At 73.8% G+C, this 12,198-nt stretch carries 13 protein-coding genes; 10 read left to right on the top strand and 3 right to left on the bottom strand.

The genetic code is table 11. The annotated features are described in order from the left end of the window. The first annotated feature begins 121 nt into the window (after positions 1–121). From ACU4ZT_RS10590 to dapF, 4 genes are read left to right on the top strand one after another with little or no spacing between them, the layout of a single operon-like run. Positions 122–1,171: a regulatory protein RecX gene (locus ACU4ZT_RS10590; protein WP_445337138.1), complete on the top strand. Its 1,050-nt coding sequence runs from the start codon at positions 122–124 to the stop codon at positions 1,169–1,171. Between the two features lie 49 nt (positions 1,172–1,220). Beyond that, positions 1,221–2,801 carry a tRNA (N6-isopentenyl adenosine(37)-C2)-methylthiotransferase MiaB gene (miaB, locus tag ACU4ZT_RS10585; protein ID WP_445337137.1) on the top strand — a complete coding sequence of 527 codons (1,581 nt, stop codon included), beginning with the start codon at positions 1,221–1,223 and terminating at the stop codon, positions 2,799–2,801. Next, positions 2,798–3,721, top strand: a complete 924-nt coding sequence (gene miaA, locus ACU4ZT_RS10580; protein WP_445337136.1) for a tRNA (adenosine(37)-N6)-dimethylallyltransferase MiaA — start codon at positions 2,798–2,800, stop codon at positions 3,719–3,721. The genes miaB and miaA overlap by 4 nt, the downstream gene beginning before the upstream one ends. A 9-nt stretch (positions 3,722–3,730) precedes the next feature. After that, complete coding sequence (dapF, locus tag ACU4ZT_RS10575) at positions 3,731–4,609, top strand: diaminopimelate epimerase (protein ID WP_063070538.1); 879 nt, start codon at positions 3,731–3,733, stop codon at positions 4,607–4,609. A 51-nt stretch (positions 4,610–4,660) separates the two neighbouring features. On the opposite strand, the gene ACU4ZT_RS10570 is transcribed toward dapF, so the two are convergent. Next, positions 4,661–5,275, bottom strand: a complete 615-nt coding sequence (locus ACU4ZT_RS10570; RefSeq protein WP_063070537.1) for a class I SAM-dependent methyltransferase — start codon at positions 5,273–5,275, stop codon at positions 4,661–4,663. A 41-nt stretch (positions 5,276–5,316) separates the two neighbouring features. Here ACU4ZT_RS10570 and hflX point away from each other — a divergent pair, with 41 nt between their 5' ends. Next, a complete protein-coding gene (hflX, locus tag ACU4ZT_RS10565) occupies positions 5,317–6,879 on the top strand; it encodes a GTPase HflX (protein WP_063070536.1) in 1,563 nt (520 codons plus the stop codon). Positions 6,880–6,952: 73 nt separating this feature from the next. Here hflX and lexA read toward each other — a convergent pair whose 3' ends face one another. After that, positions 6,953–7,633, bottom strand: coding sequence for a transcriptional repressor LexA (gene lexA, locus ACU4ZT_RS10560; protein ID WP_012038705.1), 681 nt, complete (start codon positions 7,631–7,633; stop codon positions 6,953–6,955). 361 nt (positions 7,634–7,994) lie between these two features. Between lexA and ACU4ZT_RS10555 the strand changes: the two genes are divergently transcribed. The 5 genes from ACU4ZT_RS10555 to ACU4ZT_RS10535 all read left to right on the top strand — a co-directional run bounded on the left by ACU4ZT_RS10555 (position 7,995) and on the right by ACU4ZT_RS10535 (position 11,333). Then, positions 7,995–8,399 (top strand): hypothetical protein, encoded by a 405-nt coding sequence (locus ACU4ZT_RS10555; protein ID WP_445337135.1) that lies wholly within the window; start codon positions 7,995–7,997, stop codon positions 8,397–8,399. A 109-nt stretch (positions 8,400–8,508) separates the two neighbouring features. Continuing rightward, positions 8,509–9,117: an imidazoleglycerol-phosphate dehydratase HisB gene (gene hisB, locus ACU4ZT_RS10550; RefSeq protein ID WP_063070691.1), complete on the top strand. Its 609-nt coding sequence runs from the start codon at positions 8,509–8,511 to the stop codon at positions 9,115–9,117. Then, complete coding sequence (gene hisH, locus ACU4ZT_RS10545; RefSeq protein WP_063070535.1) at positions 9,114–9,755, top strand: imidazole glycerol phosphate synthase subunit HisH; 642 nt, start codon at positions 9,114–9,116, stop codon at positions 9,753–9,755. The genes hisB and hisH overlap by 4 nt, the downstream gene beginning before the upstream one ends. Before the next feature lie 64 nt (positions 9,756–9,819). Further along, complete coding sequence (priA, locus tag ACU4ZT_RS10540) at positions 9,820–10,566, top strand: bifunctional 1-(5-phosphoribosyl)-5-((5-phosphoribosylamino)methylideneamino)imidazole-4-carboxamide isomerase/phosphoribosylanthranilate isomerase PriA (RefSeq protein ID WP_063070534.1); 747 nt, start codon at positions 9,820–9,822, stop codon at positions 10,564–10,566. Further along, complete coding sequence (locus ACU4ZT_RS10535; protein WP_414748936.1) at positions 10,566–11,333, top strand: SseB family protein; 768 nt, start codon at positions 10,566–10,568, stop codon at positions 11,331–11,333. Before priA ends, ACU4ZT_RS10535 begins: the two co-directional genes overlap by 1 nt. A 111-nt stretch (positions 11,334–11,444) precedes the next feature. On the opposite strand, the gene ACU4ZT_RS10530 is transcribed toward ACU4ZT_RS10535, so the two are convergent. After that, positions 11,445–11,915 (bottom strand): DUF1844 domain-containing protein, encoded by a 471-nt coding sequence (locus ACU4ZT_RS10530; RefSeq protein ID WP_063070532.1) that lies wholly within the window; start codon positions 11,913–11,915, stop codon positions 11,445–11,447. Between the last annotated feature and the right edge of the window lie 283 nt (positions 11,916–12,198).

The raw sequence follows: 12,198 nt of genomic DNA, 5'->3' as shown, positions 1-12,198 counted from the left end.
CCCGGCGCACCCCGGCGGGGCGCATCGCACGGATGCGCCCCGCCCTCCTGCACGACATCGGCCCGCCACCCGCCGCGCCCGCGCGAGGCGAGGGCGCGCGCCACCCGAGGACGGACGCACCATGGTCAGATTCCCCTCCGAGAACGAGCAGGGCACCGGTTCCGGTGCCGACGAGGTCGCGCCCGTCGCGTCGCTCGCCGACCGTCGGTCCCGGCGCGCCGCGACACGGCCGCGGGTCGAGCCGGAGGTGCCCGCCGTCGAGGCGCCGGCTCCTCGCGTGGAGCCCACGCACCCCGCACGTGGCCGGACCGTGAGCGAGGTGGACGGCGTCGTCACGATCGGCGCGGCGGTCGACGCGTCCGAGGCGGGGCGGGCTCTCGCGGCCCAGGAGCGCATCGCGGAGGCGCGACGCGTCCTGGCGGAGGCCGAGGCGCAGGCGGCGCGCGGGGCAGACGGCCCCTCGCGGGAGCCGGCGCCGGGCGCGCAGTCCGAGACCGTCGAGACGCCCGAGGAGACCCCGGCGGCGTGGCGGGCCGAGGAGCAGCGGGCGGCCCGTGCGCGGGAGAAGGCCGAGCAGGATGAGGCCTACCGTCGGGACATGGTCCGGCTGGAGGAGGATCGCGTCGAGGACGAGCGTCGCGAAGCCGAGGCGGAGGACGAGCGGGTAGCGGAGCGCACGCCCGAGCGCCAGCGTCGGCGGGCGGACAACGTGCTCGCCAACCGCCTCCGCGGCCGCGGGCTGTCGCTCGCGGAGGCCCGCGAGGTGCTGGCAGGGGCGGAGATCGATCCCGACATCGTCGAGGAGACGCTCGCGCGCTACGTCTCGCTGCAGTACATCGACGAGGCCGCGCTGGCCGAGCAGATCCTCCACACCCACCTCGATCGCAAGGGCCTCGGCCGCCGATCCGTGGAGATGGAGATGCGTCGCCGCAAGCTCGACCCCCTCGTCATCGAGGAGGCCATGGCGGAGCAGCCGGACGACGAGCTGGCCCGCGCCACCGAGGTCGCCATGAAGCGGGTCGGTCAGCTGTCCTCCTACGACGACGAGACGGCGGAGCGTCGGCTCACGTCGTTCCTCATGCGCCGCGGGTACGGCGGAGGCGTCGTGCGCGACGCGGCGAAGGCGGCGCTGGCCACCCGACGCGGATCCTCGCGCGTTCGCTTCCGCTGAGGCGACGGCAGTGGGTGGGGTGGATGCCCGGCCGTAGGATTGGACGATCATGAGCACCGTCGCCGAGCACGTCCGCGCGTCCCGTCCCACCGACGGCGTCAGGCCCCGCACGTACGAGGTCCGCACCTACGGCTGCCAGATGAACGTGCACGACTCCGAGCGGCTCACGGGATCGCTCGAGGCGGCCGGTTACGTATCGGCAGAGGGCGCCGAGCCCGACATCGTGGTCATCAACACATGCGCCGTCCGCGAGAACGCGGACAACAAGCTCTACGGCAACCTCGGTCATCTCGCCAGCGTGAAGCGCCGGCACGAGGGCATGCAGATCGCCGTCGGCGGCTGCCTCGCGCAGAAGGACCGGGCGACGGTCCTCGAGAAGGCCCCCTGGGTCGACGTCGTGTTCGGCACCCACAACATGGGCGCGCTCCCCACGCTGCTCGAACGGGCGCGGCACAACGGGGAGGCGCAGCTCGAGATCCTCGAGAGCCTCGAGACGTTCCCCTCGACGCTCCCCACCAAGCGCGACGAGATCGCGAGCGGCTGGGTGTCGATCTCCGTGGGCTGCAACAACACCTGCACGTTCTGCATCGTGCCCGCGCTCCGCGGCAAGGAGAAGGACAGGCGTCCCGGCGACATCCTCGCCGAGATCCAGGCGCTCGTCGACGACGGGGCGGTCGAGGTCACGCTGCTCGGCCAGAACGTGAACTCCTACGGGGTCGAGTTCGGCGACCGACACGCCTTCGGCAAGCTGCTCCGCGCGGCCGGCGCCATCGACGGGCTCGAGCGCATCCGCTTCACCAGCCCGCATCCGGCCGCCTTCACCGACGACGTCATCGACGCCATGGCCGAGACGCCCGCCGTCATGCCGCAGCTGCACATGCCGCTCCAGTCCGGCTCCGACCGCGTCCTCAAGGCCATGCGCCGCTCGTACCGGTCGGAGCGCTTCCTCGGGATCCTCGACCGGGTGCGCACGCGCATCCCGGACGCCGCCATCACTACCGACATCATCGTCGGCTTCCCCGGCGAGACCGAGGAGGACTTCCAGGAGACGCTGCGGGTCGTCGGGGCGTCGCGCTTCTCCTCCGCATTCACCTTCCAGTACTCGATCCGGCCGGGCACCCCCGCGGCGACGATGGACGAGCAGGTGCCGGCCGACGTGGTGAAGGAGCGCTACGCGCGGCTCACCGCGCTGCAGGAGCGCATCAGCCACGAGGAGAACAAGCGCATGGTCGGCCGCACGGTCGAGGTGCTCGTGAGCGCGCACGAGGGGCGCAAGGACGGCGACACGCGGCGCGTCACCGGCCGTGCCCAGGACGGGCGTCTCGTCCACCTCGACGTGCCCGAGGGGAGCGGCGAGCCGCGTCCCGGCGACGCGGTGACCGTGGAGATCACCCGCGCCGCGCCCTTCCACCTCATCGCCGATGCCGTCGACCAGGCGCCGCTGCGCATCCGCCGCACGCGTGCGGGCGACGCATACGAGCGCGCGCAGGCCGACTCGTGCGGTGTGCCGGCCGCGCCGACGACCGGTCCCGGCGCCGGAGGGGCGCCCCGCGTCTCGCTCGGCCTGCCCTCGCTCCGCGTGGCGGCGCTGGGCGACGGCGGCTCCGTGCACCCGCGCCACCGGGCGTGACCCCGATCATCGCGGTCGTCGGCGCCACGGGCACCGGCAAGTCCGCGCTCTCGCTCGACATCGCGGAGCGGATCCGCTCCGAGGGGAGTGCGGCCGAGATCGTGAACGCGGACGCCATGCAGCTCTACCGCGGCATGGACATCGGCACCGCCAAGCTCCCGGAGGGGGAGCGCCGCAGCATCCCGCACCACCTCCTCGACGTCCTCGACGTGACGGCCGAGGCCACCGTCGCGGCGTACCAGGAGGACGCGCGCGCCGCGGTGCGCGCGATCCTCGGGCGGGGAGCCGTCCCCATCCTCGTCGGGGGCTCGGGGCTCTACGTCTCCTCCGTGCTGTTCGACTACGACTTCCCGGGCACCGATCCGGAGATCCGGCAGCGTCTCGAGCGCGAGCTCGTCGAGACCGGTCCGGGGATGCTGCACCGTCGGCTCCGCGAGGTCGATCCCGCGGCCGCGCAGCGCATCGGCGCCCACAACGGCCGACGGCTGGTCCGGGCCCTGGAGGTCGCCGAGATCTCCGGTGCCCAGCCGGCGCGCGAGACGGCCGAGCCGCAGGCCTGGCACCCCGCGCGCATCCTGGCCCTCACGCTCCCGCGCGAGGAGCTCGTCCCGCGGCTCGACGCGCGCGTCGAGGGCATGTGGGCCGCCGGCCTCGTCGACGAGGTGGCCGGGCTGCTGCCCGCGGGTCTCGCCGACGGCGTCACCGCGTCGCGGGCCATCGGCTACGCGCAGGCGGCGCGACAGCTCGCGGGCGAGATCACGGAGGCGGAGGCCGTCGAGGAGACGCGCGCGCTGACCCGCCGGTACGCCCGTCGACAGGTGTCCTGGTTCGGCCGCTACACCGAGGCGGTGCGGCTCGATGCGCGCGACGACCAGCTCCTGGCGCAGGCCCTCGACGCCCTCCCGGTGACGCGCCCGTAGGCTGGCGGCATGGCAGACCTGCAGTTCACCAAGGGACAGGGCACGGGCAACGACTTCGTGCTGTACGCCGATCCCGCGGGCGAGATCCAGCTGACCGACACGCAGGTGCAGGCGCTCTGCGACCGCCACTTCGGCATCGGCGGCGACGGCACGATCCGCGCGGTCCTGTCGAGCCGGATCCCCGAGGGCCAGGCGGCCCTCGCGGAGGACCCCGACGCCGAGTGGTTCATGGACTACCGCAACGCGGACGGCAGCCCTGCGGAGATGTGCGGCAACGGCATCCGCGTGTTCACGCTCTTCCTCATCGAGAACGGCCTCATCGAGCTGCCGCCGGGCCGCACCGTCCCCATCGGCACCCGCGCCGGCGTGCGCGAGGTGCAGCGCAGCGGATCCGGCTTCCAGGTCGACCTCGGACGCTGGGCCCTCGCCGGCGGCGAGCCCCTGGTGCGCGCCAAGGACCTGCAGGTGGCCCGCCCCGGCCTCGGCATCGACGTCGGGAACCCGCACGTCGTCGTCGCGCTCTCCAGCGAGGACGAGCTCGCGCAGGCCGACCTGGGCTTCGTCCCGCAGCTCGATCCGGAGCCCGCGGGCGGCGTGAACGTCGAGCTGGTCGTCCCCGCGGATCCGCTCGTCGTCGACGGCATCGGCCACATCACGATGCGCGTGCACGAGCGCGGCAGCGGCGAGACGCTGAGCTGCGGCACGGGCGCGGTGGCCGCCGCCCTCGCGACCCGGCACTGGGCGGGGGCGGCGGCCCCGCACCAGTGGCGGGTGCAGGTCCCCGGCGGCGTGCTCGGAGTGCGCATGTTCCCGGCGGAGGACGGCGAGCACGTCGGCCTGTCGGGTCCCGCGGAGCTGGTGTTCGACGGCGTCGTCGCGCTGGCCTGATCGTCGCAGCGGCCCGGCCGTCGTCGTCGGAGCGGAGAGCCGGCCCGTGCCCTAGTCGTCGGCGCGGTGGACGCGCAGCACGCGGAAGCCCTTGTCCGACGCGGCCCGCGTGGTCTCGAGCCCCGCGGGCAGAGCATCGACCAGCCAGCGCTGCAGGGAGTCGGATCCCAGGTTCCGCTGCACCACCAGCCACGCGTCGGCGCCGTCCGCGAGCCGAGGCAGCCAGTGCGTGAGGATCCCGTGCAGGGCCTCCTTGCCCACACGGATGGGCGGGTTCGACCACACCGTGGCGAACGCGAGGTCGGCGGGAACATCCTCGGGCAGCACCGCGTTGACGTTCTCGAGACCGAGGGACCGGGCGTTCGCCCGCGTCAGCTCGAGCGCCCGCTCGTTCACGTCGACCGCCCACACCGTGGCCGACGGCGACCGCATCGCCAGGTCGAGCGCCACCGGCCCCCAGCCGCAGCCCACGTCCAGCAGATGGCCCTCCGCCGGAGGCGTCGGGACGTTGCGCAGCAGCACCAGGGTGCCCTGGTCGACGTGCTCGGGGCTGAAGACGCCGCCCGCGGTCTCGAGGTCGACCGTCCGTCCGCCCAGCTCGACCGTGATGGTGCGGGTGCGCAGGGGGCCGGCCGGCGACGAGGAGAAGTAATGCGCGTCGGCCATGAACGGGACGATACCGGACGCCGACGCTACGATGGGAGCACATGATCACGCACGACGAGCACGACCAGCCCGCGGACCCGACGACGACGTCCACCGAGAGCACCGCCGGGGACGACGTCGTCGCGCGCGTCCTCGCCCGGGCGGAGAACCGGTCCGCCGGCTACGCCCTCTTCCGCGGATCCGGCGCGCAGGCGCTGTCCGCGGCCCCCGACACCGAGCAGGGCTTCGACGGCGACCAGTCCGAGCGCGCGGACCGCCAGGCGCTGCGTCGCGTCGCCGGCCTGTCGACCGAGCTCCAGGACGTCACCGAGGTCGAGTACCGGCAGCTGCGCCTCGAGAACGTCGTGCTGATCGGCGTGTACTCGCAGGGCTCCGTCGACGACGCCGAGAACAGCATGCGCGAGCTCGCGGCTCTCGCCGAGACAGCGGGCGCCGTGGTCCTCGACGGCCTGCTGCAGCGCCGGCCCACCCCGGACCCCAGCACCTACTTCGGCAGCGGCAAGGCCGAGGAGCTGCGTGCGCTCGTCGCCGCGGTCGGTGCCGACACCGTCATCGCCGACACCGAGCTCGCCCCGAGCCAGCGGCGCGCGCTCGAGGACGTGGTGAAGGTCAAGGTCATCGACCGCACCGCCGTGATCCTCGACATCTTCAGCCAGCACGCCAAGAGCCGCGAGGGCAAGGCGCAGGTCGAACTCGCGCAGCTGCAGTACCTCCTTCCCCGCCTCCGCGGCTGGGGTGACTCGATGTCGCGCCAGGCCGGCGGCCAGGTCGGCGGCGCGGGCGCGGGCATGGGATCCCGCGGTCCGGGTGAGACGAAGATCGAGCTCGACCGCCGACGCATCAACACGCGCATGGCGAAGCTGCGCAAGCAGATCGCCGGGATGAAGCCCGCGCGCGACACGAAGCGCGCCAACCGCGACCGCAACGCCGTGCCGTCGGTGGCCATCGTGGGATACACGAACGCCGGCAAGTCGTCGCTGCTGAACCGGGTGACGAAGGCGGGCGTGCTCGTGGAGAACGCGTTGTTCGCCACCCTCGACGCCACGGTCCGCAAGACCGAGACCGACCAGGGGCAGCTGTACACGCTGGCCGACACGGTGGGCTTCGTCCGCAACCTGCCGCATCAGCTGGTGGAGGCCTTCCGCTCGACGCTGGAGGAGCTCGCGGACTCCGACGTGCTCGTGCACGTCGTGGACGCGTCGCACCCGGATCCGGCCGCGCAGCTCGCCACCGTGCACGAGGTCATCGCCGAGGTCGACGCGTCGGGCATCCCGGAGATCGTGGTGTTCAACAAGAGCGACCTCGCGTCGGACGGGGACCGCGTCGTCCTCCGCGGGCTCGCCCCGCAGGGCGTGTTCGTCTCCGCCCGCACGGGCGAGGGCGTCGAGGAGCTGCGTCGCCGCATCGCCGAGCTGCTGCCGCAGCCGACCATCGAGGTCGACCTGCTGGTGCCGTTCGAGCACGGCGAGGTCGTCGCGATGCTGCACGACGGCGCGAAGGTGCTCGAGACGTCCTACGTCGAGGACGGGACGCGCGTGCGCGCGCTCGTCACGGCGGAGCAGCAGGCGCAGGTCGCCCGGTACGCCGTGGTGCCCACCGCCTGATCCGCGACTCCCCGCACGCACGAGAGCGGCCGATCCCCTCGGGGACCGGCCGCTCTCGTGCGTCGTGCGGGCGTCAGACGGAGCGCATGACCGCCACGACCTTGCCGACGACCTCGGCGAAGTCGCCGAGGATCGGCTCGAAGGCGCTGTTGCGGGGCAGCAGCCACGTGTGGCCGTCGCGCTGGCGGAACACCTTGACGGTGGCCTCGTCGTCGAGCATCGCCGCGACGATGTCCCCGTTCTCGGCCGTCTTCTGCTGGCGCACGACGACCCAGTCGCCGTCGCAGATGGCCGCGTCGATCATCGAGTCGCCGACGACGCGCAGCATGAAGAGGTCGCCCTTGCCCACGAGCTGACGGGGGAGGGGGAAGACCTCCTCGACCATCTGCTCGGCGGTGATGGGGATGCCGGCCGCGATGCGCCCGACCATGGGCACCATGGCCGCGTCGCCCACGGGCGTCGACGGCTCGCCGCTCTCGGCGGCGCCGCTGCCGGGGAGGTCGATGAGCACCTCGAGGGCGCGGGGCCGGTTCGGGTCGCGCCGGAGGTAGCCGGAGAGCTCCAGCTGGTTGAGCTGGTGGGTGACGCTGGAGAGCGAGGCGAGGCCCACGGCGTCGCCGATCTCGCGCATGCTCGGCGGGTAGCCCTGGCCGGCGATGGTGCGCTGGATGAACTCCAGGATCGAGATCTGCTTGTCGCTGAGGCTCTTGCGGCGCCTCGTCGCGCCGCCTCCCGCCGCTCGCTCGTCCGTCATGCCACGGCCCGCCTCTCGTCGCCGACGCCCTCCGCGGCGCGTCGACCCGGCGGGGCGACGCCCTCGCGAGGGCGATGTCGGTGGTGCCCGGTGGAATGGAGACCAGGCACTCGAAACTGTATCCACCCGGGGCACCTCGTACAAACACCTGTTCGAGCGTGTCGCGGCCGACGATGCACGATCGGGGCGATGGGGGCTTGCGGAGCACCGCCTTCGAATGTATGTTCGGAACACAGCTTCGCATCCGGCTCTCCCGGCCGAGAGCCGGGTGCGAGCTGCCGGACCCGCATCGCATGCCGTACCGCACTGCACCGCCGGGCGCGTCGCATCGACGCCCCACCGTCTCGCACGAGAGGTCACCATGAACACCGCAGCCCCCGCCGCCACTGTCAGCGCACCCGCACCCGTACCCGCCGCCGCATCCATCGCCGTCGCGGAGGCCGCCGTCGCGCCGCGCACGCGCCTGCGCATCACCCGTCGAGGCCGCGTCGTCCTCACGGCGCTCGTCGCCATGCCCCTGGCGCTGGGCGTCGGGCTCGTGGCCCTCAACGGCGGCGCCGCCGTCGCGTCGAAGGACGCCGCGGCCGCGCCCCTCGAGTACGTCACCGTCTCGAGCGGCCAGTCCCTCTGGGACCTCGCCGAGGAGATCGCGCCGTCCTCCGACCCGCGCGATGTCATCGCCTCGCTGGTCGACCTCAACCGGCTGCCCACGTCGGACGTCTCGGCGGGCCAGCAGCTCGCCGTGCCGGCGCAGTACGCCCGCTGATCCCTCCTGGCGCCCCCGCACGCGGGCGACGGCAGGCGGGGCCCGCTCGTCTCCCGGTGGCGGCCGGGAGCGAGCGGGGGAGTCGGAGCCGCTCGGTAGCATGGAGGGCATGAGCACCCTCGCGCGCACCGCGCACGTCACGCGGCAGACCAGCGAGTCCAGCATCGAGCTCGAGCTCGACCTCGACGGCACCGGCGCCTCCGAGATCAGCACCTCGGTCCCGTTCTACGACCACATGCTCACCGCCTTCGCGAAGCACTCGCTCACCGACCTGAAGGTCACCGCCACGGGCGACACGCACATCGACGTGCACCACACGGTGGAGGACGTGGGCATCGTCCTCGGCCAGGCCATCCGCCAGGCGCTCGGCGACAAGGCCGGCATCGCGCGCTTCGGCGACGCGCTCGTGCCGCTCGACGAGGCGCTCGTGCAGTCCGTCGTCGACATCTCCGGTCGCCCGTTCCTCGTGCACTCCGGCGAGCCCGCCGGGTTCGAGATGCACCTCATCGGCGGCCACTTCACCGGATCCATGGTCCGTCACGTCTTCGAGGCCATCACCTTCCACGCGGGCCTCACCGTGCACGTCACCGTGCTCGGGGGACGCGACCCGCACCACATCGCCGAAGCCGAGTTCAAGTCCTTCGCCCGCGCGTTCCGCCAGGCGAAGGAGCTCGACCCGCGGGTGTCCGGGATCCCGTCCACCAAGGGCGCGCTGTGACGCGGCCCTCCGTCGTCGTCCTCGACTACGGAAGCGGCAACGTCCACTCCGCCGTCAAGGCGCTCGAGCTGGCGGGAGCCGACGTCGAGCTCACGGGCGACCCGAGACGGGCCCACGAGGCCGACGGGCTCCTGGTCCCCGGGGTGGGCGCGTTCTCCGCGGTCATGACATCGCTCCGGGCGGCCGGCGGCGACCGCGTCGTGGACCGCCGCCTCGCCGGCGGGCGACCCGTGCTCGGGATCTGCGTCGGCATGCAGGTCATGTTCGACCGGGGCGTGGAGCGCGACGTCGACGTCGCCGGGCTGGGGGAGTGGCCGGGCACGGTGGACCGCCTCGAGTCGGACGTCCTGCCGCACATGGGCTGGAACACGGTCGACGCCCCGTCGGGATCGTCGCTGTTCGCCGGGCTCGAGGAGGAGCGCTTCTACTTCGTGCACTCCTACGCCGCGCGCACCTGGGGCATCGACGCGCTTCCTCCGCTGCCGGCGCCGCGCGTCACGTGGGCCACGCACGGCGAGCGCTTCGTCGCCGCCGTGGAGAACGGCCCGCTGTCCGCCACCCAGTTCCACCCCGAGAAGTCGGGCGAGGCCGGGATCCGGCTGCTCGCCAACTGGCTCGGCACCCTCCGCGCCGCCTGACGGCCCGAACGCCCCGCCGTCGCCGACGGCATCCGCCCGCCCGCACGACAGAACGAGAGCGACCATGAGCGAGTTCACCAGCACGCCCCGCCTGACCCTCCTGCCCGCCGTCGACGTGGCCGGCGGCCAGGCCGTGCGCCTCACGCAGGGCGCGGCCGGCACCGAGACCGGCTACGGCGACCCCGTCGACGCGGCCCGCGACTGGGCCGAGCAGGGCGCCGAGTGGCTGCACCTCGTCGACCTCGACGCCGCGTTCGGCCGCGGCGACAACCTCGCCGTCATCTCCCGGGTGATCCGCGCCATCGACGGCGTGCAGATCGAGCTGTCGGGCGGGATCCGCGACGACCGCTCGCTCGACGTGGCGCTCGAGAGCGGCGCGACGCGCATCAACCTCGGCACCGCGGCGCTCGAGAACCCCGAGTGGGCGGCCAGCGTCATCGCGCAGCACGGCGATGCCGTCGCGGTCGGGCTCGACGTTCGCGGCCGCACCCTCTCGGCCCGCGGCTGGACCCAGGACGGCGGCGACATCTGGGAGGTGCTCGAGCGCCTCGAGGAGGCCGGCTGCGCGCGCTACGTCGTCACCGACGTGACCAAGGACGGCACGCTCCAGGGGCCGAACCTGCAGCTGCTGCGCGACGTGCTCGAGCGCACCGAGCGCCCGGTCGTCGCGTCCGGCGGGGTCTCCAGCCTCGACGACATCGCCGCCCTGCGTGAGCTCGTGCCGCTCGGGCTCGAGGGCGCCATCGTCGGCAAGGCGCTCTACGCGGGCGCGTTCACGCTCGGCCAGGCGCTCGACGTCGCCGGGGAGTGATGACGGGCTCCACGCCGCACGCCGACTCCGCCGGGACGCCCTGGGCCGGCCGCTCCTTCGAGCCGACCGCGTTCCCGGGCGACGACGGATCCGCGCCTCCCGCCCTGGCGGATGCGCTCGCCCGGCACGGACGCGGCGAGGTGGGGGCGGCCGCGGTCGTGGACGCGCTCCGCGACGCCCGCCTGCTCATCCCGCTGGTGGCGCGCCTCGGCGAGGAGGGGGTGGGCGAGACCGGCCTGAAGGCCGACAAGAGCGCCGAGCTGTCGATCATCACGGTCGCCGGGCCCGACGGCCGCACGGTGATGCCGGTGTTCACGTCCGTCGCCGCGATGGGCCGATGGAATCCGGCCGCCCGGCCCGTGCCGACGGACGCCGTGCGGGTCGCGCTGGCCGCCGCGAGCGAGGAGACGGACCTCGTCGTCCTCGACCCGATGTCCGACACCGAGTTCGTGCTGCGTCGTCCCGCCGTCTGGGCGGTCGCGCGGTCGCTGCCGTGGACCCCGAGCCCGGAGGATCCGGAGGTCGTCGCGGAGCTCGAGGAGAGCGTCCGGGAGGAGCCCGCCGTCGTGGCGCTCGGCACGGCGTCGGGGGACCCGCGGGCCCGCCTCGAGGGCCCGGAGCTCCTCATCACGCTGGTGCTCGTCGACGGTCTCGACCGGTCGGCGCTGGACGACCTCCTCGCGCGGGTGCAGGACCGGTGGTCGCGGAGCGCCGTGCTCGCCGACCGCGTCGACAGCATGGGGCTCCGCGTCACCTCGGCCGCCTGACCGGGTGCGCGGGAGCGCCGACCGCGGCAGCGCCTCGGACGTCCTCGGCCTCGTGGGCGGCGCGTGCGCTGGACCCGCGTCCCGGGCGGGCCACGCCGCGCGGGTCGTGCGTCAGGAGACGGGGCCGGTGTACTTCTCGCCGGGGCCCTGGCCGATCGCGTCGGGGTAGGGCGACGCCTCGCGGAACGCGAGCTGCAGCGAGCGGAGGCCGTCGCGGAGGCTGCGCGCGTGCTGGTCGCCGAGCTCGGGGGAGGCGGCGGTGACGAGGCCGGCCAGCGAGATGATCAGCTTCCGCGCCTCGGCGAGGTCGGTCTGCGTCGCGGGGTCGTCGGCGAGCCCGCACTTGACGGCGGCGGCGCTCATGAGGTGGACGGCGGTGGTGGTGATGACCTCGACGGCGGAGACCTCGGCGATGTCGCGGGCGTACTGGTCGGCGACGAAGTCGGCCGTGTCCTCGTCGGCGACGCCCGCGGCGCCTTCGACTCCCTCGGCCGGGCCTGCGGCGTCGACCGCGGCGTCCGGCTCCTCGAAGCGGTGCACGTGCGCGTCCGGCGCGGAGTCGGGACGGGGGGTGTCGGTCATGTCTGTCCTTCGCTGGTGGTGCGGGCGGTGCGGCGGCGGGGAGCGGATGCGGCCCGGTGCGGTGACCCGCCGCGGCGTCGATCCCCGCCCTTCCGGGACGGACCCGGTGTCTGCTATGCTGATCGACGGCTCCGGGGCTGTCACAGTCCCGGTTCGAAAGAGGATTGATCTCCCACCCGCGCTTGACCGCCTCCATAGGTTACCGGGTCGATTTCGCTCCCCCGTCCGAACGGATCCCGCAGGGGAACCCGCAGACGGGAGCCCCGCATCTGCGGGGAAGGGC

This window comes from Clavibacter davisi, from assembly GCF_052751415.1.
The sequence above is the reverse complement of the archived record's forward strand: the minus strand, read 5'-3'. Positions and strand labels throughout refer to the sequence as shown.